Below are 20538 nucleotides of genomic sequence, written 5' to 3'. Positions count from 1 at the left end.
GGCAACTATAATCAGACTCACTTCGGTACAAGTGCGACTACTCTGTTTTGGCATTTTGTTGATGTAGTTTGGGTCTTCCTTCACTCACTGTTATCGGAATTTACGATTACTGAGTATTTTGGATTGCCGTAGTCATAGGGAGGTCTTGTCACAGTTGGAATCTCCTCAAAGTTATCTCGCGGGGGTGGTGAAGAGGTTGTCCATTCCAATCCAGTAGCGTGCCAAGGATTGTCAACTGCCCTCGGCCCGTAAAGCCAAGAGCCTACTATGTTAGCAATAAAAGGCAGCGTGGATGCTCCGAGCAAGAATGACCCCAGGCTAGCAATGATGTTCCATCCTTGATACTGTGGGTCGTAGGAAGAAACTCGGCGGAGCATCCCTTGTAAACCTAATGGATGCATAGAAAAGAAGGTGATATTGGCAGGAATAAAGGTCAGCCAGAAATGCAACTTGCCCCAACCCTCAGCATACATTCTTCCAGTTATCTTGGGAAACCAGTAGTAAATTGCTGCGAAGATTGCCATTGTGATCGTGTTAAAAACGATGTAGTGGAAATGTCCCACAACAAAGTAGGTATTATTAACGTGGATATCAAATGGCGTGGCAGCAAGCATTACACCAGTAACACCACCAAAAATAAACATTGCTGCACCTCCCATTGCAAACAGCATTGGTGTCTCTAGATGTAGCTTGCTTCTCCAAATGGTGGCAGTCCAAGCGAAGGCTTTAATTCCAGTGGGTATGGCAACTAACATTGAGGTAGCCATGAAGGTCATCCGCATCCAACCAGGGGTGGCACTGGTGAACATGTGATGTACCCAAACGAAGATGCTGATGAAAGCAATACCTAATGTAGCGATCGCAACTGACCGATAACCAAATAAGGGATTGCGAGAAAATGCAGGTAAAATCTCAGCAAAAATACCGAAGGCTGGTAGTGCCATGATATAAACTGCTGGGTGCGAGTAAAACCAAAATAGATGCTGATAGATGATGGGATCGCCATTTGCATCCGGTTTAAAAAATTGTGTACCGAAGGATAGGTCAAGTAACAGCAGGATCAATGCAGCTGTCAAGGCAGGCAAATTAACCAGTTGCAGTAACTGGGCGCTGAAAACCGACCAAACAAACACAGGCATCCGAAAAAACGTCATCCCTGGGGCCCGCATCCAAAAGATGGTTGTCACAAAGTTAACAGCCCCCATGATGGAAGAGATACCGATCAAAACTAGGCTGACTATCCAAATAAATTCACCGTTAATAAACTGATCCCCTGGAACTTGCAGACTAACTGGTGGATAAGACCACCACCCAGCTTGTGCAGTCCCGTTTGGGAGGAAGAAGCTAGATAGTAGTAGAAGACCTGCTGGTGGCAGAATCCAAAAGGAAATGGCGTTAAGCAAGGGAAAAGCCATGTCCCGCGCTCCAATCATTAGCGGCACTAAGTAGTTAGAAAGACCTGCATTGAAGGGAATAATCCACAGGAAAATCATGATTGTCCCGTGCATGGTGAACAAACCGTTATAAAGCGGGCGATCGACCAAATTTGATTCTGGGGTGAGCAACTCAGCCCGAATCAGCATCGCCAATAACCCACCAATCAGGAAGAAAATGAAGGTCATCACCATGTACTGAATTCCAATCACCTTATGATCGGTGTTGAAGCTGAAATATTGCCGCCAAGTATTACCCTGCTGGTTCTGCGATTCTCGATCCCCGGTAATCTCTTGACTAAAATCATGCGTCATTATTTAGCTTCCTTTTATTGGCGACTTCAGGTTGAGCAGGTGTGACGGTGTACCAGCCGCTATTAAACAATGTTTTTGGTGGTTGGATATTTTCGGCAACTGCCTGATTTACTGGAGTTTGTTCGCTAGTAGCAGTTTGCGTGAGCCACTGATTATATCGATCCAGGGATTCAACGTATACATCCGTTTCCATTAAGGCAAAATAAGTACCGCTAAATTGAGAATCTTTCAGCCGATATTTGCCTGCACGAATGGGTGTTAGCACAATATCAATCTTGCGCCCTGGAATAATATCTTGCTTTAAGCGAAATTCAGGGACATAGAAACCGTGGATCACATCCTGCGCTTGCAGATTTAAGCGAGTAGCGCGATCGATCGGCAGATGCAGCTGATTACTAGTAACATTATTTGGGTAACGAAAAGACCAATCCCACTGCTTAACGAAAACATCAATAGTTTCAGATGCAGGTTTTGGGACATCGCTGATGTTTGCGGCGTAGGCGGGTGCAGATTCTAGAGGTGTGTGCAAATGCACGATTTGGTTTAAACCTAAAATATCTAATTGCTGATAAATATTGAAGCTTTGGAAAGCAATCCACACTACTAACAAAGTCGGGGTTGCTGTCCACAATATTTCTAGCTTCGCATCACCTCTAGAGGGGTGTCCTTCGGTGTAGTCTTCTGGGGGGGCGCGATGAAAGGCGATCGCATACACCATAACGCCAATTAGCCCAAGGAAGATAAATGCTCCAATTGAGACTAAGAAGCTAAACAAATCATCTACCCGTTGTGCTTCTACTGTAGCTTGGGGAGGCATCCAAGAAAACGCCTGTTGCCCAATCCATCGACTGACAACGAGCAGCACTGCTACATAAAAGGCTATCAATACATATTCAAAAACACTAAACATAAAATTCGATAAATTCTCGTTTAATTATTTGCTGTAAACATTTTTAGAAATAGTATTAGCAGCAGTAACATGAACCCCAAATTCCTCTCCCAATTGCGCCCCCAAAGTTCCGTGAACGAATAATATACCTAGTATTGCAATCCCTGCTAACAAGTAACTCCACTGCACCTGTCTAGAAGCATCCTTACGCCAGCGATAGCGTTGCAAACCTCTCCATACAGTCATGGCGACAACGATCGCCAATAGCAAAATTCCACCCAAACCATGTAAAAGCATCGTCCAACCAGCACTCAACCCCCAAGCACTTTTTTGATCGACTGGCGGATTTGCCAACAGTAGTTCAAAAAAACCAGCCGCAACCGTGAAAAATGTGATAGCTGCTGCTGCTATGAGATTGTACCAGCCGACATCAAAAAAGCTAGAACGGATGGTAGCCAATCCCAAAAATTTGAAAATTGGTTTTTCTAAAGAAAACAACACTCCTGCTATATCAAAAATGATGGCAATGATGAACAAACCCAGCGTTAGATGCACTAACTGCGGATGTACAGGAATCTCGTAGGGTAATCCGTTAGCACCCAACCGCAATCTCAACTGCTCGATCAGTTGTGAGTTCATGGTGAAACTCCCTGTTTCATGGCTTGAACTACAGGCTCGACGTGCAACCCATACACCCAAAACAGTTTGCTCCCCAAATACACTTGCAAGAATACTAGGCAGACTAACAATGTTGCAACACCCAGGTAAGCAGGCGGTACTTTTCGGGGGTTGCTGTTGCGAATCACAAAACGCCAAGCTGCGATCGCCGCAACAATGGCGGCCAGCGACCAACCCAAGACTGTATGATAATTCAGTGTTGACTGGGCTGCTTTCTGGACTTGTGCTAGTCCTGCTTCAAACTGGCCAAAGATAATTGCGATGAAAATTGCGATCGCAGCAACAAACATATTCCAGAAACTAACCTCAAACAAACGCACGTTGCGGGTGAAATATCCCACCACATCACACACGAAAGAAAAAAGCACCATTGCGATTACGAAATGGACAACGATCGGGTGTAGAGGGTCAGGGTATGGTAAATTTTGGTTATTCAGAGACAGAGCAGGCATCGCTTTTTCCTTCATAAATCTAAGTATGTAGATGCTATCCGCCTAATGCATCATTCACATATTGTCAACAATACTACTGCTCAAGCCGCTGCTAAAGTCAGTAAAAAAGATTTAAAAATTGTGATGCACTGAAATCTTTAAAGTAAATTACTAAATCAGGACTTTCTCTTGTTTACTATTTTTTAGTAATTATTTTATCAAACCTTAAAAATCATTAAAATAACTATAATTTTCGTTTATTTTATATCCCAACTAATATTAAGTCAAAGTTTCTCTGAATATACCATAAATCTTTGTTTAGATGGACATAACCTTTAAATTTATGATTTAACCAATCTTACAAATAAAGACATACTGTTGTCACAGAAATGACAACTATTTAAAGTATTGGTCAGGAAAACAATGTAAAATTTATCTTTCTCTGGATAGATTAGTAAAATGCTAGAGTTATCTTAATATAATAAAAAGTTTTGTTTATTTAATCGATATTTTACCGATTTGGTAATCTAAATCAGCTAAGGCAATACTATGCCAAGAAAGCAAAAATATCATATCATGCAAGTATTCAGCTACTTACAAAGAATACACTTTTTAAAAGTATCGAAAGCATTATGAGCTATTCCCCTTACCTGCTTAAAGGTCAAAAAGCACTTGTGACAGGTGGTAGTTCTGGCATTGGTGAAGCTATAGCTCGCCATTTGGCTACATCAGGTGCAGCAGTAGCCATCAACTACCATTCGGAAGCCGAAGAAGCCCAAAAAATTGTTGATGATATTAAAGCTAATAATGGAGAAGCATTTGCTATTCAAGCCGATGTCAGCAAAGAAGACCAAGTAAAAGCAATGTTTAGCAAAACGCTCCAAGAATTTGGCACTATCGACATTTTAGTAAGTAATGCGGGCATTCAAAAAGACTCACCTTTTATCGATATGACCATCGAGCAATGGAATGCGGTTATTGGGATAAATCTGACGGGACAATTCTTGTGTGCGCGAGAAGCCGCAAAGGAATTCTTGCGTCGAGGTGTGAAGCCTGAAATTTCATGCGCGGCAGGTAAGATTATTTGCATGAGTTCCGTGCATGAGGTCATTCCTTGGGCAGGTCACGTTAATTATGCTACTAGTAAGGGTGGTATAAATATGATGATGAAAAGTATTGCCCAAGAACTTGCCCCTCACAAAATTCGCGTTAATAGTATTGCTCCCGGTGCGATTAAAACCCCAATTAACAAATCAGCTTGGGATACTCCAGAAGCAGAAGCAAAGTTACTAAAACTGATTCCAGCAAAACGTGTAGGAAATGTTGAAGATATCGCCAAAGCAGCAGTTTGGCTAGCTTCCGATCAATCTGATTATGTTAACGGTACAACACTTTTTGTAGATGGTGGCATGACCTTGTATCCAGGATTTACGGAAAATGGTTAAAGACAAGACTAGAGGCTAGGAACTATAGCAAACCGATTTGATTTTTTCAAAAACCAAAGATAAGTCCTATAGTCAAGCTATCTTATACCTTCTGATAGTTTACTTTTAACTATCCGAGGCGACATTGTAGGGGGGATGCACCTAAGTTTCTGGATAGCTGGTTATTCACGCTCATGGCAACTGATTCATCTAAAAAAACAATCTTTGCGGCGATGGGGTCTAATTTAGCGATCGCTATTACTAAATTTATTGCCGCCTCCATTACTGGCAGTTCCGCTATGATCTCAGAGGGGATTCATTCAGTTGTAGATACTGGCGACCAACTCGTACTTTTGCTAGGACTTCACAGAAGCCAAAAACCAGCAGATGATAGCCATCCCTTTGGATACGGTCAAGAACTTTATTTCTGGACTTTTATCGTTGCTATCCTCATCTTTGCCATTGGTGGCGGGATGTCAATTTATGAAGGAATTACTCATTTAATTAACCCCAGCCCTTTAGAAGATCCAATATGGAATTATATTGTATTGAGTGTAGCAATAATATTGGAAGGCTTTTCTTGGACTGTGGCTTTAAAAGAGTTTTTGCCGACCAAGGGAAAGCAAAATTTTTGGCAAGCAATCAAAAACAGTAAAGACCCAACAGTATTTACAATATTACTTGAGGATACTGCTGCAATTTTAGGTTTATTCGTTGCCTTGATAGGGATCTTTTTAGGGCATTTATTTAATAATCTTTATTTTGATGGAATAGCCTCGATTATTATTGGCATAATCTTGGCTATAGTCGCAGTGCTACTAGCTAGAGAAAGTAAAGGATTATTAGTTGGTGAAAGTGCTAATCCTCAAACTATAGCGAATATTCGTTCTTTGTCAAAAACAGAACCAGGGGTACAAGAAGTGATTCGTGTGCTAACAATGCAGCTTGCTCCTCACGAAGTATTACTCAACCTGGAAATCCAGTTTTCCAAAAACCTTACCGGGGAGGATATAGCATTAACTGTGGAGAGTTTAGAAACAAAAATTCGCCAAAAACATCCTGAAATAAAACAAATTTTTATTGAGGCAAAATCTTTAGCTGCTACTCGCAAATCCTCTCAACCTTTGCAATAAATTTTAATTACATAAATATAAACTACAGCGTTTCCAAATAGCAATCAAAGCCGATCGGCACAATAAATTATGGTAAAGATTATTGGTCAAGGACAGGCTTTTGGTTCACCGGGTATCGAGCCTCGATGGACTCATGCGAACAAAGATGGAGTCGGAACAGCTTACTCTACCTCTAGTCATGTTTGGTTTACTATCTGGAACGGTATTGTTACTGAAGTCTATCATCCTACAGTAGATCGACCCCAAATTCGGGATTTACAGTACCTCATTTCTGATGGTAAAAGCTTTTTTCATGAAGAGAAACGCCATCTCAAATCAAAAGTAGAACATTTGTGGACTTACGGTTTGGGATACCGCATTACTAATTCCGATCCCGATGGGCGCTATACAATCATCAAAGAAGTTATTGCTGACCCGCATTTCTCCTGTATTTTACAGCACACAAAATTAACAGGAGAGCGCGATTTTCTCTCCCAACTCCACCTATATGCTTTATGTGCGCCGCATCTGGAAGTTGGAGGTAGAGGTAACAATGGTTACGTCATAGAAGTTGCTGGTCATCAAATTCTAACGGCTGAGAAAGAAGGATCGTGGGTGGCGCTGGGTGCAACAGTTCCCTTTAGCCATCTTTCCTGTGGCTACGTTGGTGAAAGTGATGGTTGGACAGATTTGGTTGATAATTTCCAGATGGATTGGGAATTTGGTCAAGCTGTGGATGGCAATATTAGTCTGACAGGAGAACTAAATCTGGATGGTGGTGATGAGTTTACTTTAGGACTGGCATTTGGCAGCAATCTGCATAATGCGATTTCTACGCTATTTCAGTCGCTTAATATTCCTTTTGAACAGCAGAAGCAACAATACAACGAACAGTGGAAACGATCGCGCCGCAATATCCGACCCCTAGAAGATGTTTCCGATGAGGAAGGTAAGTTGTATCACAGCAGCATTAGTTTGCTTTTAGCACATGAAGACAAAGCCTATCCAGGTGCTTTAATCGCCTCCCTTGCCATCCCTTGGGGTGAAGCCAAAGATGACGAAGACCAAGGGGGATATCATCTTGTCTGGACGCGGGATATGGTCAGTAGTGTAACAGGTTTGATAGCTGCTGGCGAAACTGAAACAGCAGTGCGATCGCTGATTTATCTGGCCACTAGTCAGCAGCAAGATGGCGGTTTTCCCCAAAATTTCTGGGTTGATGGTAAACCTTACTGGACAGGCATCCAGCTTGATGAGGTAGCATTTCCCATTCTGTTGGCATGGTTATTGCACCAGCAGAATACTTGCTTAAACTTTGATATTTACCCCATGATTTTACGGGCAGCAGGTTATTTAATTCGTCACGGCCCAGCTACCCAACAAGAACGTTGGGAAGAAAATAGCGGTTATTCACCATCAACACTAGCATCCAATATTGCCGCCTTAATTTGTGCCGCTCAATTTATTCGCGAACGTGGCGATCAAACAACGGCAGAATTCATAGAAGAATATGCTGATTTTTTAGAATCTCATATCGAAGCTTGGACAGTTACTACTGAAGGAACTTTAGTTTCTGGCATCAAACGCCATTATATTCGGATTACCCCTACAGATATTAATAGTCCTGAACCCAACGAAAATCCTAACCAAGGAACTATTTTTATCAGCAGTCAATCTCCTGGTGAACTAGCAGAATTTCCCGCGAAGGAAATTGTCGATGGCGGGTTTCTACAATTAGTACGCTATGGAATTCGCAAGCCTGATGACCCGATTATTGTTGATTCTGTCAAAGTAATTGATGCAGTTTTAAAAGTAGATACACTTGCTGGGCCTTGTTGGCATCGTTATAATCACGACGGCTATGGACAGCAAGAAGATGGCAGTCCTTACACTGCTTATGGTAAGGGACGCGCTTGGCCTCTGTTGACAGGAGAACGAGGACATTATGAATTAGCTACTGGCGGCGATGTCAAAACATACATCAAGGCAATGGAAGGATTTGCTTCAAACACTTGTTTGCTACCAGAACAGGTTTGGGATGAAGCAGATCAACCTGAAAGCCACATGTATTTAGGAAAACCAACAGGTTCCGCAATGCCTTTAATGTGGGCGCACGCAGAGTATATCAAGCTGCTACGGTCAAATCATGACGATCGGGTGTTTGATTTGATTCCAGAGGTGGCGAATCGCTATTTAGGCGAAAGACAAAAGTGTAAATCATTGGAAATTTGGAAGTTTAACCGTCAAATTGACAAAGTTAAAAAAGGTTATACATTACGAATTCACGCTTTAGCATCTTTCCAGTTGCATTGGTCAGAGGATAATTGGCAAACAGCAAAAGATACGCCTTCTACTGCCACAAAATTAGGAGTGAGTTTTGTAGATATCTCTGTTTTTGATAGCCAAGAACAGCCAATCAGCTTTACCTTTTTCTGGATTGAAAGTAGCAAATGGGAACAGCGAAATTATACGGTTGTAGTTGAGTAGCAGTAAATAATTTTATGCAGAATAACCAATCAAACAAACCGACAATTGACTACTGGCACGTCTGGACTGACCGAGATGGTATAAGTCACCAATCCCGTTGCCAGATTGAGGACTTTATCGAGAAAGGCATAGCCCCTGATACCTCACCTCAGTGGCTTTCTAAATTGAAGCAGTCTGGTGCCACAATTACCTTTACTGTGCTACCCGTCGGATGGGTTGGCAACTGGCATGAGAACCCAAAGCCTCAATGGATCGTACCTCTGTCGGGAAGCTGGTTTGTGGAAACTATGGACGGACAGCGAGTAGAAATGGGCCCTGGCGAGATTTCATTTGGAGAAGACCAGGGTACGAAAGCGGACGCGCAAGGTAATAAGGGTCACTTATCTGGAACAGTAGGCGATGTGCCAGCTGTTCTGATAATGGTGCAACTTGAACAAACTCCGACTTTCGAGCAATCTTGTCGATTTAAGTAACTATCCTTATCCGCCAAGAGTTTCACAAATTAGGTGCGTTTGTCCTGACTTCTAAGCCGTTAAGTTTTCCTCCCCCAAATTTGCTCCTAACCCGAAGTGTCCTGTCTATTTTAGCGCTTGAAAACTTTGACCAAAAGAATAACAAAAAGGGGTTGATTCCTCATCAAATTTTTCTTCCGTATAGGGCCAGTACTCTTCTGGTGGTACGCCAAAAATGTAGAGATATAGCACTGATATGTCTCTACAAGGGTTCTGGAGAACGCATATCTAATTTACGGAGATGTCTAATAGCAACTCTTGTGTTTGTAGTTGTACAAAAGTACTCTTGACCAACTCAGCAATCTCTATTCGATTCCCGCCAGGATCGCGGAGGAAAAATTGAAGAAATATCAAATCCCCCATGCTATTTTCCGTTATCCTGGCGCAGGACATGGCTTTTTCTGCAACCATCGCGCCAGCTACAATGCCGAAGCTGCTGCTAATGCTTGGAAAAACGTTCAAGAACTGTTTCAAAAAAACCTTCAGCTTCAAAAAGTCTAAATCTTTGTATTAGTAGCAATATGCACTTTGGGCGCACATCTGTGCGCCTCTACTAATACCATTTCTTTGTGAAGCTGCGCCAAATTTCCTTTGCTTCTTATTTCTTTCTTTCTTTCTTTCTTTCTTTCTTTCTTTCTTTCTTTGTGCCCTTTGCGGTTCGTTCCTCATATAGTTCGGCGCACCTTCATACAGAACTGGTATAAACATCGGCAAATATTAGTCAAATCGCAAATAAAAATACAATTACTTCCATGATTACCGCCTTCAAACAGCCACACATTAATATTTTTCAACGTTTTTCAGTATTCCTACTACCTGGATTATTAACACTTTCAACAACCTTAATTAGTTGCTCAGTCGAAACTCCAAAGGGAGAAAATCAAACCACTGGCTTGAAAACTAAAACTGTTTCTACAACTGTTAAGTAGCTAACGCCAAGTAGTAATAGTCCACTTATTAATGCTTCATTCCGCAGAGACTATTTTTGAACTTTTAGCAAAGAAAGAGGCAGATTTACTAATAGCGGTGGCTTTTGTTGCAGAGATAGTTGCCACCACCCGACATCGTGCCACTCACAAAAGTTATACCCAATTATGCAAAATACACTTACAGGCAAAAAACCGACAGCCCTATGCACAGCAATACTTGCTGGATTAAGTAAAGCGATCGCAGCAAAAACGTTGTAAAATCCTTATAGTTGTAGCAATCCCAAAAGAGAAGCGTACAGGGATAACTTTCATTAGCTAATCTAATTGCAGCCTTCACAACAGATCCTTTTTAGGCTAAAATTAGTCATCCAAATTCAACATACTCAATAATAGTTCCATCAGGATGCATCGCTCGCATATTGACTCCAGTGGGAACTTTGTTAGGTTCGGCTAAAATCACTGCACCTTGCTGAATAAGTGCTTCTTTAAAATCATTGAGTGAGTCAACGAGAAATGTTGCATGTGTACTCTTGAATGAAGAGAGTGCTTCCGGCGAACCAGCAATTAAAAGAATAGAACCCACACCCGCAAGTTCCAACTCAGATTCGGAATATTGAAACCACAACCAACATTTTTCCGTAAAGAGATTTTCATAGAAAGCGATCGCCTCATCCAAGTCTACCGGACTAAGATAGACTCTAGTTAATACTTTAAGAATTTGCATTGCAAACTGTCTATTAGGCAGCTAGTGTATTTTATTTTGCTTATTCGGCAATCATAGTTAACTAAGATTGATCGATAAATAGCCTATATTTAACTTAAAAAAGGTCTTCAACTCTCCGATCATCTAGTTATTGATAACATTGTTTCCTGTAAATCAAAATACATTTCATTTCTACTCCTTTAGCCCCACATCAGTCATCTGTACAGCTATAACCAATATATATACATAAATTTTGCATCAGTACCTAGTTTAAGGAGTATGTCACAGAGAATAGCAGGAAGAGGATTTCTGATGCCATATTGAATCAGATGCCTCTACAAAGAAAGATAGATGTGATACTCGCATAAAATTTAGGCGATCCTGAATTAGTGAGGCATAATATATAGTTTAAATAATTGCGGTGGCGAGTCCGCGTACTTCTGCAAATAAGCAAGCCACGCGCAGTGTCTCGTTGAGAGCGTCATTATAAATTACAAATTACGAATTGTTTCAACTTTTTTTCCCTGTGCATAAATAAAATAGTTATCTGTCAACTTTACCTCAACCTGAAAGCCGGCTTTTTGTAGCTTATCCTTAAGTTCATCAGGCTGATAAAAAATTTTGACAATCTGAAATTCTTGACCATCATTTAATTTACGAGTTTTATATATGTTTGCGTCATCTTCAAGGATATGATTGTTAGCTGTGGATGTTGGTTCAAAGCAAGAGTCAATGATAAATACTTGTCCACCAACGCGAACAGATTGATAGACTTTCGTCAAAAATGAATCGAGCAAAGTTGGCGGCACATGAGATAGCCAAAAGGCAAAGAATACCAAATCATAAGTTGTGTCAGGTTGCCAAGTAAATAAATCAATTAGGTGATATTCAACACTCAGTGAATTTAACTTCGAGCGATTAATTGCAATCACTTCTTCAGAAGCATCGATCGCAGTAATCTTTTTACCGATCCTTAAAAGCTCCTGCGTCCAGATACCTGTTCCAGATGCTAACTCTAAAATATCATCCACCATGCCAATTTGGTGTAATGTATTTTTGAGCGTAGCTATTTCATTAAACCAGCGCTGGTTGATCTGGGTACCGCGATCGTAGCGTCCTTTTCTATAGAACCACTCATCATATTCATTGGCTCTAGCACGATAGTACTCAATCTGTTGTTGAATAATCCGATCTATCATCGCGTCCTTTCCAATCCGATTGAGTTTAGATTTGACGTTGCTATGACTTTTTGGGAAAACTTTTTCTTCAGCGAATAAACTTGCATTTCAGCTTTAATTATGTGATATTTTTATCATTCCATAATAATACGGCAAATCAATAAATTTATCGGAGATTTACCGTTAATTTGCTGAAGTCTGATATTTATTTACCCCTGAAAGCAGAGTGAACATGTTGACTAAGCTCTCTTCAAGTCGATTTTTGGGTATGATTTTTGCCTTCTTTAAAAAGTTCAAACAGCAAAGAATCCGCACCTTTTCCCTATTGTTTGCAGTCGGACTTGGCTTAAAATTGTATGTAACCTCCCCCAATAACGTTAATATACATTAATCTTCTTCAGTGATGATGAACTATAAAAGTTATTATGCCTTTTCTAGATTCAAAAAATAGACTTTTCAGTAAGTTTAATAGCCTAGATTTCAGGGCTATACAGTTAAGTTTGCTAGTTATATTTGGTATATTGCTCTTTATAGGAACTAGTATTGGTGTAGCACAAGTCAGAACAGCACCAAAACAGGGATTTACACTGCAACTTTTACATACTTCCGACCAAGAAGCAGGTGTCCCGGCTCTGAAAGATGCACCAAACTTTTCGGCGGTGTTGAATGCACTAAAAAATCAGGATATAAATCGTGACGGCAAGTCTGATTATCCTAATACATTAATTCTTTCATCTGGAGATGCCTATATTCCCAGTCCTTTCTTATTTGCCAGCGACACAGCTTTTGGTGGACAGGGAAGAGGAGATATCTTAATTTTAAATGATCTTGGCTTTAGTGCGATCGCATTTGGTAATCACGAATTTGACTTGGGTACGGCTGTTGTTGCCGATTTAATCCGCGCTAAAGAAGATTATCCTGGTACAAAATTTCCCTATCTCAGTACAAATCTAGATTTCAGCACTGATAAAGACCTAGCAAGATTAGTTACTGCTGATGGACAAGAGGCAAGTAAAATTCCTAATAAAATTGCCCGTAGCACCATTATTACCCTCAATGGTGAAAAAATTGGTATAGTCGGGGCCACAACTCCCACAGACCCCAAAATTGTTGCCATTACAGAAGCACTTAAAAAAGTGATTATTGCTCAAGATGGTCAGATTTTCGGGAAAACCAACGTCTTTCTCAATGGCTGGCGCGGCGATATCCGCACACAAGAAACCAACTTAGGGAATTTGACAGCTGAAGCTAATTTAGCGATCGCTAAGGGGTACGATCCTAAGACTGTCATTTCCATCAAAAATGGCGGTGGTATCCGTGACAATATCGGTATTTATACCTTTCCCGCAGGTTCAACTCGCTCACAGGATGTTATCAAACTGCCACCCCAAGCAAATCTCCTAGCAGGTAAGAAAGAAAAAGCAGTCTATTCACGAGGTGAATTTTATGGCAATGGTTCTGGATAAAGTAGTTCCTTTTGGGAGGTCAATGGATGAATATATAAAAATATTTAATTTAACAAATTTAGATTTAAATAAAAGAATTATTGGAATTGGGGACGGGCCAGCAAGCTTTAATGCAGAAATGACACGTCATGGTAAAAGTGTAGTTTCTGTCGATCCACTATACCAATTTTCCGGTGGTGAAATATTGCAAAGATTTAATGAAGTGGTAGATAATATCATTAACCAAGTCAAGGCTACATCAAATGATTGGGTATGGAGCTATCATAAATCTCCAGATGATTTACGACAGAATCGAGTCAAAGTTCTTCAAGAATTTTTGTCTGATTACGAAACTGGTAAAAATAACAACAGATACACAGTGGGTGAATTGCCAAAACTGGCATTTAAAAATCAAGAATTTGACATAGCTCTATGTTCACATTTACTATTTTTATATTCAGATCATCTCGATTACGATTTTCATCTAAATTCTGTAGATGAAATGTTACGCATTGCTAAAGAAATTAGGATATTTCCCCTCATAACTTTAATGTGGAAACATTCACAACATTTAGATGAAATAGTTAAGTATTATACTTCAAGAGGTTACAAGATAGATATTGAAAAGGTTGATTACGAACTTCAGCCTGGTGGAAATAAAATGTTGAAGATAACAAGAAACGTTGATAAAGTTCATAATTATTAATTGTATTAAAGCTTATTTGATATCATGTCCGGCAAATTACTTGTGATATGTCATTGCAAGTGCAACGAAGTGAAGCAATCGCAAGGCTTTTGGGATTGCTTCACTTCGTACCCTTCTCCTTCAGAGACGCTACGCGAACGCAATGACAATTGTTTAACCGGACATGATATGAGAAGTGTTTTATTCGATATTAAACTTAGAGCAAAAGCAACTTTAAAGAATGAATTATTTTCAATCCCTATACAAATAACTATTCTGGCCTAATACCATTTCTTTGTGAAGCTGCGCCAAATTTCCTTTGCTTCTTATTTCTTTCTTTGTGCCCTTTGAGTCCTTTGCGGTTCGTTCCTCATATAGTTCGGCGCACCTTCATACAGAAATGGTACAAGTAAGAATTATTTGCTCATTTTGCAGCAGTTATTCAGAAGTTACGACTTTTACAAAAGGTTTATTAATCACAAACTAAATTCTGCTGCATTATCCCCATCTGCATCCCTACCCATAGCAGTAGGTTTAAATTTAGAGCCATGAATTAATTCACCAAAGACAATTCCTGGATTTTGGTGAAGAATATTCAGTACACTCATAAAATCTCGCACAATTTCCCCTGGTGTAAGTAATGCTTCTGCACCCAAACGATAAATAACTTCTTGTACGAACTCCTTTAACTCACGATTTGTCAAAGTTTGTTCATAGCCAAAATTGAGTGCATGAATCTCAGCTAAACGTTGCAGAAGCGTCAATATTTCTGTTTCACTCAACGGATTTAGCCGAATCACTGGCCCTAAATGTTCCTGAACGCCAGATTGTGCAACAAAACGACTTTCTTTTGTGCGTCTTTGCCAAGCTTGGTCTGCAAAAAGTCCTCGTTTGGGGTCTTCTAAAAATTTGGTTGTTCCACCAACAACAATGCCAAGATGTTCTGCTTTACATTGCATAGTATCGTTAAACATTGCAAGGAGTCGATTATAATTTTTTTCCCGCGTTACCGTAGTAGATATTTGATATAAATGTACGGCTTCATCAAATATAATTAACAGTCCTTTATAACCAATTTCAGCTACAAATTTAGCAAACAGTTTGATATAGTCATACCAACTATCATCATCAATAATGACGCGCACTCCTAAAGCTGCTTTGGCCTCAACTTTAGTCGTAAATTCTCCACGCAACCAGCGCATCGCCGCATTTTTTAAATTATCATCATCCAATCGGTAGCCACGCCAATAAGCGATAATCACGCTACCAAAATCAAAACCATGAACTAAGTCTTCAATATACTGAACTACTTCCCTAATTTTTGATTCAACTTTGTCATCAAAACCATCGTCATTGGGACGCATTCCAGTTTCTTTAACTACTTCTTGTTGAATTTTATTAATCCATCCTTCTAAAATAGAGACTAAAGCACCACCATCAGGACGAGTTTTTGTAGCTAGGTGGCTCATTAATTCCCGATAGGTGGCTACACCTTCATGGTTGCTTCCAGCTAATCGACGTTCAGAGGATAAATCAGCATCAGCGACTACAAAACCTTGTTCCATAGCGCGGTTACGAGTTAGTTGCAGTAAAAAACTTTTCCCAGAACCGTAGTTACCAATTATAAAGCGAAATGCTGCTACGCCTTCTGCAATATCATCGAGATTTTGTAATAGGCTTTTTAGTTCTTTTTCTCGACCTACTGCTATGTATTCAACTCCAACTCTTGGTACTACCCCTGCACCAAGGGAATTGATTAAAGCAGTGGAGATTTTTTTCGAGATTTTGAGCTTTGCCATGTATTACACTTCACTTTATTCTAAACACAGAAGCACGCAGTAAATAGGGAAGAGACATATCCACCTTACTACTAATCTGACGACTGCAATCATACTTTAGTTTGACGATGCATGTTTAGCTAGGAGACTTTCATGCATGGCAATCATTTTTTTTACATAGATAATATACTCAAAGTAAACTTCTGGAACTTCCGAATCTGAGTTAATTATTAATTCCCCAATAATATCATTTGCCCGTTCATTTATAGAATCGATTAAGAGATTTGGCATAGTTATGTTTGCTTCGGCAATTTTTTTAATGGCAGCTTTGGGATTATCTTGTTCGACTATAGCTTTTAATACTTGTAGTTCGTATATTGGGAGATTTTCTGAAAAATTAGTCCATTCTTCAGGTATATTTTCTGATGTATCAACTTCCAAACTGTCTCCAACTGTTGTAGTTTCCATTATTTCAGAAAAAGGAAACAATTCAGTCTCATCTTCTTGGGAATTATCAGCCAAAGGTTCTAGATTAAACGTTTCTATTTGTTGGAGTAATTCCCATACTTGATTTTGCAATGAATCTCGTTCTTCTTGTAATAATGAAATTTGGCCTTGCAACTGCTGTAATTCAACTTTGTGTTCTGCTAGTTGGATTTGTGAAGAATTCAGGATGGCTTGAATATTATCTCTTTCGGTTTTTGTCGCTATCAGCAATTGATTTTTTTGGTTTGTCTCAACTTCTAACTCTTGAATTCCAATTCGCAGTTCGTATAGTTTTTCTTCTAATTGGGGTTTGAGTCTGCCTAAAAGAGTTAGATTGCTTTCAACTTCTTGTTTATCCTGCTGGAGTTCAGAAATTTGACTTTGCAACTGGGTAATTTCAGCACGGGATACATTACAATTTGACTCTAGACGGCGCTTTTCTGCTGTGAGGACAGAAAAAGCATTGTTTAATTCTGTTTGATTTTTATGCAAGTTATTGATTTCAGTTTGCAGACTATTGATTTCTGTTTCTAACTGTTTTTTTTGTCCGGCAACTGTTCTCAATTCTCGATGTAAGCTATCTCTTTGGTTGCGGTTTTCTGTTACTTGATTTTGTAGTTGTTGGGACTCGGCGTATAATAAATTATGATGTTCTTCGATTTGATTAATTTCTCTGACAACACGAGCCTTCAATCCCTCCATTTCTTTTATTCGCTTGCGGAGAGAACCTAAAACAAACATTTCATAATTTCTCCGTCGCTTATCTACGAACAATGCTGCTGCATAGATAGTAAAGGCAGTAATTAAACCTGTGAGAAAGGCTTTATTAAAATCCCAGTTTGGGACGAGGCTAAGTCCAAAACTCACACTAAAGGCAACTATTCCTAGTATAAATCGATTGCTGATACTTACTGATTGCATATTGCTGGTTTTTAGCGTAGTCAAGTTGTCAGAATAAGTAGCTCTCATATTAATTTATAATTCATAGTTCCTAATGAGAATATACATAAAACAATACTTACTAAAGAATGGTTTATATCTGTTGTTTTGTAAGTAAGAAAAAAGTGCGAGCGTAAAGTAAATAATTCTAATCAGAAGTGTTAGATGTGTCCTTATTGGAGTTAAAGAGTCTTAAATCTGCTTTTAAAAAATCAACAAACTGCCGGGCTGTGCGTCCAGAACGACCGTTGTGACGAGTTGCCCATTGTAATGCTTGAAATTCCAAATCTTCTTGGGTAATATTAATTTCTGCTTGTGCAGCTAGATGTTGTACAATCTTCAAATAAGTTTTCTGGTCGGCTGGTTCAAAGGTCAAGGTTAAACCAAAGCGATCGCTAAACGAAAGTTTCTCCTGCATCGTATCCCAAGCATGGATTTCCTTGTTATCCTTGGGGGTAGGTCTATCCACAAAAAACTCCCGAATCAAGTGGCGGCGATTGGAGGTAGCATACACAACTACATTTTGCGGCCGCGCGGTTAAATTACCTTCTAAAACTACCTTGAGCGCTTTGAAGGCATCATCATCTTCTTCAAAGGAAAGGTCATCGACAAAGATAATAAATTTTTGTGACACACCTCGTAAATGTTCCACAATTTCTGGTAAGTCTTTTAAATCAGATTTTGTCACTTCCAACAAGCGGAGGCTGCGATTGCTATATTCATTCAACAAAGATTTTACTAAAGAAGATTTGCCAGAACCACGACTACCGTAAAGTAATACGTGCAGTGCCATCTCTCCTGATAGTAAAAACTCTGTATTTTTTAGCAAAGCATCTCTTTGAGATTCGTAACCTACAAGCGCACTCAGCTTAACTGGATCGGAATACCGGATACCGATAAACTGCCCACCTTGCCAGCGTAAAGCGCGATATTCTGCAAATAAACCAGAGCCACATTGCCGATAATAAGCCGCTAATTCTTCTACAGCATCACCCCAATTATCTAATTCTTGTAGATATGTAGCGAACTTTGTCTCTACTCCTACTAATTCTTGCTCTTTATACCACACTACTGGCGAAATGGGCATGTGAGCTACATTTTGTATCCACTCACTCAAAGAAGCGCTGCTACATTCATAGAGGCTTTGCAATATTTGTAAATCATGCTTAACTGCTGCTAGTAAAGCTGGAGGCAATTCTTCAAATTCTCGTGTTTCAGCCAGCTTTGTAAAAGGATTCTTAGAGAAGAGAAGTTGAGTAATTAAATAGTCTTCCCAGTTTTGATTTTTGGCCGCTAAAGCGTGGAAATAACTACCGTATGCTTGGAGACAACTCCGGGCATCGGAGTCAGTGTAACGTATAGCTTGCAAGAGTTCTAGAAATGCCATCCCCACTTCGCCTTGGAGAACAGACTGGTACAGTAAAAGTGAGGCCGCTTGACGCTGGAGATATTGAACTTTTGTATATGAGGAAGTACTTGCTATTGGCATCGCTTGATTATCCATCAATCAACTGTGTGGTATAGCTGTTTAGCTATGGTAAATTGTCTGCTGACCTTGGCAGTAAAGTCAAAATCTACAGATGTTTTAACAATGAATTTAAGTATAATTGCTGCTTTCACATACGGCATCTTAGCGATCGCTGGTGGCATTATTGGCTATACTCAGGCTAGAAGTAGGGTTTCACTGTTAAGTGGTAGCATTAGCGGCTTATTACTAATACTTGCCGCCTACCTTCAACTCCAAGGACAAACCTGGGGTTCGATTTTAGCGGTGTTAGTTACTGGTGTTTTAGTGGTAGTCTTTGCATTTCGACTCGCTAAAACACGCAAGTTTATGCCGGCGGGATTAATGACGATTTTGGGTATTGTGGCATTAGTGGTGATGGTGAATCAAATGGTGGCTTTAAAGTAGCATCAGTCTCCAAGCAATACCACCTTCTGTTTTTGCAAGGGTATGCGTTAACAAAGCAAGCCGATGTATTAACAATGCAAGCCGACGCATTGCTATTGCATGGTATTGCCAAATTTAATTCGCTACGAATTAATAAAATGCTGTAAGTAGAACGACTTGAAAAAAACAAACTATGTAAAGTAATGTAACTTTAGCGAAAATCAGTTCGTAGTAAGGACTTTAGTCCTGATTTGAGAACTAAAGTTCTCACTACAAACCTTTAATTATTTACCCTGTTCTACTTACTTAGCGCAAAATCTGGTCAATCATCCGGTTCGCCTGGGAAGCATAACCGCCCCCGAATAAATTGAAGTGATTCAAAATCTGATACAGGTTATAGAGTGTTTTTCTCTGCTCATAGCCTGCATCTAAAGGAAAAACCTCGTTATAACCTTTGTAAAAAGCTGCGGGGAACCCACCAAATAATTCTGTCATAGCAATATCAACTTCGCGATCGCCAAAATAAGTGGCTGGATCAAAAATCACGGGTTCTCCTGAGGCTGTACACCCAGCATTTCCGCCCCATAAATCGCCATGTACTAAAGAAGGTTGCACCTGATGCGCCAATATTTCAGGCATAGCTGCTAGTAATTTTTCTTCCTGGGGGAAACTTCCCCCCCGTCGCCTTGCCAACTGAAATTGATAACCCAGGCGATGTTTAATATAAAATTCTGTCCAGTCTGCTGTCCAAGTATTGATTTGGGGCGTGGAACCAATGGTATTGTTAATTTTCCAACCAAAACCTTGATTACTGCTAGCTTGATGCATCGCCGCCAACTTGCGCCCCATGTCTTCCCACAAATTGCTGTTACCGTTACCAAGTTCTAACCATTCCAGAGCGATGTAGCTAAAATTTTCAGCTACACCCCAGCAAATAGGTTTTGGGACGCGAATACTAGCTGTTGCTAGCATTTCCTTTAAACCCAATGCCTCAGCCTCAAACATCGCAACTTGGGATGCTTGATTAAGCTTGACGAAGTAGGTAATCTCACCATTGGAAACAGCATAACCTTGGTTGATACATCCGCCACCAACCGATCGCCGTTGCTGACTCTGAAATTTTGCGCCAGTCTCCTGGCTAATATGAGTATCGATTTGAGTCCACATAATTAAATTGGGGAGATGAGGGAGCAGGGGAGGCAGGGGGAGCGGGGAGCAGGGAG

General features: G+C 40.1%; 18 protein-coding genes and 1 pseudogene. 9 read left to right on the top strand and 10 right to left on the bottom strand.

What is annotated here, in order from left to right:
- Positions 1 to 132: cytochrome c oxidase subunit 3 (locus CDG77_RS35775; protein ID WP_190234079.1), on the top strand; the 132-nt coding region annotated here is incomplete at its 5' end.
- Here CDG77_RS35775 and ctaD read toward each other — a convergent pair.
- From ctaD to CDG77_RS27230, 4 genes are read right to left on the bottom strand one after another with little or no spacing between them, the layout of a single operon-like run.
- A complete protein-coding gene (gene ctaD / locus CDG77_RS27245) occupies positions 81 to 1748 on the bottom strand; it encodes a cytochrome c oxidase subunit I (protein ID WP_094332407.1) in 1668 nt (555 codons plus the stop codon). The two genes, CDG77_RS35775 and ctaD, sit on opposite strands and share 52 nt — an antisense overlap.
- Positions 1738 to 2658, bottom strand: coding sequence for a cytochrome c oxidase subunit II (locus CDG77_RS27240; protein WP_094332406.1), 921 nt, complete (start codon positions 2656 to 2658; stop codon positions 1738 to 1740). The genes ctaD and CDG77_RS27240 overlap by 11 nt, the downstream gene beginning before the upstream one ends.
- A 24-nt stretch (positions 2659 to 2682) precedes the next feature.
- Positions 2683 to 3276, bottom strand: coding sequence for a DUF2231 domain-containing protein (locus CDG77_RS27235; protein WP_094332405.1), 594 nt, complete (start codon positions 3274 to 3276; stop codon positions 2683 to 2685).
- Complete coding sequence (locus tag CDG77_RS27230) at positions 3273 to 3767, bottom strand: DUF2231 domain-containing protein (protein ID WP_094332404.1); 495 nt, start codon at positions 3765 to 3767, stop codon at positions 3273 to 3275. The genes CDG77_RS27235 and CDG77_RS27230 overlap by 4 nt, the downstream gene beginning before the upstream one ends.
- 611 nt (positions 3768 to 4378) lie before the next feature.
- Here CDG77_RS27230 and CDG77_RS27225 point away from each other — a divergent pair.
- The 5 genes and pseudogenes from CDG77_RS27225 to CDG77_RS27205 form a co-directional block, all read left to right on the top strand.
- On the top strand, positions 4379 to 5191 hold the full coding sequence (locus CDG77_RS27225) for an SDR family oxidoreductase (RefSeq protein ID WP_094332403.1): 813 nt from the start codon (positions 4379 to 4381) through the stop codon (positions 5189 to 5191).
- A 173-nt stretch (positions 5192 to 5364) separates the two neighbouring features.
- Positions 5365 to 6303 (top strand): cation diffusion facilitator family transporter, encoded by a 939-nt coding sequence (locus CDG77_RS27220; protein ID WP_094332402.1) that lies wholly within the window; start codon positions 5365 to 5367, stop codon positions 6301 to 6303.
- A 69-nt stretch (positions 6304 to 6372) separates the two neighbouring features.
- Positions 6373 to 8769, top strand: coding sequence for a glycoside hydrolase family 15 protein (locus CDG77_RS27215; protein ID WP_094332401.1), 2397 nt, complete (start codon positions 6373 to 6375; stop codon positions 8767 to 8769).
- 14 nt (positions 8770 to 8783) lie between these two features.
- The gene (locus CDG77_RS27210; protein WP_094332400.1) at positions 8784 to 9242 is read left to right on the top strand and encodes a cupin; all 459 of its coding nucleotides are present in this window, start codon (positions 8784 to 8786) and stop codon (positions 9240 to 9242) included.
- Positions 9243 to 9611: 369 nt separating this feature from the next.
- Positions 9612 to 9782, top strand: a pseudogene (locus CDG77_RS27205) (dienelactone hydrolase family protein); the annotation flags it as partial.
- Positions 9783 to 10574: 792 nt separating this feature from the next.
- On the opposite strand, the gene CDG77_RS27190 reads toward CDG77_RS27205, so the two are convergent.
- Both CDG77_RS27190 and CDG77_RS27185 read right to left on the bottom strand, forming a co-directional pair.
- Positions 10575 to 10934, bottom strand: coding sequence for a VOC family protein (locus CDG77_RS27190; protein ID WP_094332397.1), 360 nt, complete (start codon positions 10932 to 10934; stop codon positions 10575 to 10577).
- A 470-nt stretch (positions 10935 to 11404) separates the two neighbouring features.
- Positions 11405 to 12112: a class I SAM-dependent DNA methyltransferase gene (locus CDG77_RS27185; RefSeq protein WP_094332396.1), complete on the bottom strand. Its 708-nt coding sequence runs from the start codon at positions 12110 to 12112 to the stop codon at positions 11405 to 11407.
- 404 nt (positions 12113 to 12516) lie between these two features.
- Here CDG77_RS27185 and CDG77_RS27180 point away from each other — a divergent pair, with 404 nt between their 5' ends.
- Positions 12517 to 13557, top strand: coding sequence for a DUF4330 family protein (locus tag CDG77_RS27180; RefSeq protein WP_094332395.1), 1041 nt, complete (start codon positions 12517 to 12519; stop codon positions 13555 to 13557).
- The gene (locus tag CDG77_RS27175) at positions 13538 to 14242 is read left to right on the top strand and encodes an SAM-dependent methyltransferase (RefSeq protein ID WP_094332394.1); all 705 of its coding nucleotides are present in this window, start codon (positions 13538 to 13540) and stop codon (positions 14240 to 14242) included. Before CDG77_RS27180 ends, CDG77_RS27175 begins: the two co-directional genes overlap by 20 nt.
- A gap of 455 nt (positions 14243 to 14697) precedes the next feature.
- Here CDG77_RS27175 and CDG77_RS27170 read toward each other — a convergent pair whose 3' ends face one another.
- From CDG77_RS27170 to CDG77_RS27160, 3 genes are all read right to left on the bottom strand, one after another.
- Positions 14698 to 16020, bottom strand: coding sequence for an ATP-binding protein (locus tag CDG77_RS27170; RefSeq protein WP_094332393.1), 1323 nt, complete (start codon positions 16018 to 16020; stop codon positions 14698 to 14700).
- Positions 16021 to 16116: 96 nt separating this feature from the next.
- Entirely contained in the window at positions 16117 to 17406 is a 1290-nt protein-coding gene (locus CDG77_RS27165) for a tellurite resistance TerB C-terminal domain-containing protein (RefSeq protein ID WP_181154179.1), read from the bottom strand.
- A 166-nt stretch (positions 17407 to 17572) separates the two neighbouring features.
- Positions 17573 to 18928 (bottom strand): ATP-binding protein, encoded by a 1356-nt coding sequence (locus CDG77_RS27160; protein ID WP_094332391.1) that lies wholly within the window; start codon positions 18926 to 18928, stop codon positions 17573 to 17575.
- Positions 18929 to 19015: 87 nt separating this feature from the next.
- Between CDG77_RS27160 and CDG77_RS27155 the strand changes: the two genes are divergently transcribed.
- Positions 19016 to 19336: a TMEM14 family protein gene (locus CDG77_RS27155; protein WP_190234078.1), complete on the top strand. Its 321-nt coding sequence runs from the start codon at positions 19016 to 19018 to the stop codon at positions 19334 to 19336.
- A gap of 285 nt (positions 19337 to 19621) precedes the next feature.
- Here the strand turns inward: CDG77_RS27155 and CDG77_RS27150 are convergent, their stop codons facing one another.
- Positions 19622 to 20482 (bottom strand): fructosamine kinase family protein, encoded by an 861-nt coding sequence (locus tag CDG77_RS27150; protein ID WP_094332408.1) that lies wholly within the window; start codon positions 20480 to 20482, stop codon positions 19622 to 19624.
- Positions 20483 to 20538: the final 56 nt, after the last annotated feature.

The organism is Nostoc sp. 'Peltigera membranacea cyanobiont' 213 (assembly GCF_002245975.1).
GTDB lineage: Bacteria > Cyanobacteriota > Cyanobacteriia > Cyanobacteriales > Nostocaceae > Nostoc.
This window is presented reverse-complemented; position numbering and strand designations above follow the sequence as displayed.

Excerpts from the sequence above, each read along its gene's own strand:
- CDG77_RS27160 (WP_094332391.1), bottom strand. The coding sequence starts at position 18,928 with ATGGATAATCAAGCGATGCCAATAGCAAGTACTTCCTCATATACAAAA.
- CDG77_RS27210 (WP_094332400.1), top strand. The coding sequence starts at position 8,784 with ATGCAGAATAACCAATCAAACAAACCGACAATTGACTACTGGCACGTC.
- CDG77_RS27225 (WP_094332403.1), top strand. The coding sequence starts at position 4,379 with ATGAGCTATTCCCCTTACCTGCTTAAAGGTCAAAAAGCACTTGTGACA.
- CDG77_RS27170 (WP_094332393.1), bottom strand. The coding sequence starts at position 16,020 with ATGGCAAAGCTCAAAATCTCGAAAAAAATCTCCACTGCTTTAATCAAT.
- CDG77_RS27235 (WP_094332405.1), bottom strand. The coding sequence starts at position 3,276 with ATGAACTCACAACTGATCGAGCAGTTGAGATTGCGGTTGGGTGCTAAC.
- CDG77_RS27240 (WP_094332406.1), bottom strand. The coding sequence starts at position 2,658 with ATGTTTAGTGTTTTTGAATATGTATTGATAGCCTTTTATGTAGCAGTG.
- CDG77_RS27220 (WP_094332402.1), top strand. The coding sequence starts at position 5,365 with ATGGCAACTGATTCATCTAAAAAAACAATCTTTGCGGCGATGGGGTCT.
- CDG77_RS27155 (WP_190234078.1), top strand. The coding sequence starts at position 19,016 with ATGAATTTAAGTATAATTGCTGCTTTCACATACGGCATCTTAGCGATC.
- CDG77_RS27165 (WP_181154179.1), bottom strand. The coding sequence starts at position 17,406 with ATGCAATCAGTAAGTATCAGCAATCGATTTATACTAGGAATAGTTGCC.
- CDG77_RS27215 (WP_094332401.1), top strand. The coding sequence starts at position 6,373 with ATGGTAAAGATTATTGGTCAAGGACAGGCTTTTGGTTCACCGGGTATC.
- CDG77_RS27230 (WP_094332404.1), bottom strand. The coding sequence starts at position 3,767 with ATGCCTGCTCTGTCTCTGAATAACCAAAATTTACCATACCCTGACCCT.
- ctaD (WP_094332407.1), bottom strand. The coding sequence starts at position 1,748 with ATGACGCATGATTTTAGTCAAGAGATTACCGGGGATCGAGAATCGCAG.
- CDG77_RS27150 (WP_094332408.1), bottom strand. The coding sequence starts at position 20,482 with ATGTGGACTCAAATCGATACTCATATTAGCCAGGAGACTGGCGCAAAA.
- CDG77_RS27185 (WP_094332396.1), bottom strand. The coding sequence starts at position 12,112 with ATGATAGATCGGATTATTCAACAACAGATTGAGTACTATCGTGCTAGA.
- CDG77_RS27175 (WP_094332394.1), top strand. The coding sequence starts at position 13,538 with ATGGCAATGGTTCTGGATAAAGTAGTTCCTTTTGGGAGGTCAATGGAT.
- CDG77_RS27190 (WP_094332397.1), bottom strand. The coding sequence starts at position 10,934 with ATGCAAATTCTTAAAGTATTAACTAGAGTCTATCTTAGTCCGGTAGAC.
- CDG77_RS27180 (WP_094332395.1), top strand. The coding sequence starts at position 12,517 with ATGCCTTTTCTAGATTCAAAAAATAGACTTTTCAGTAAGTTTAATAGC.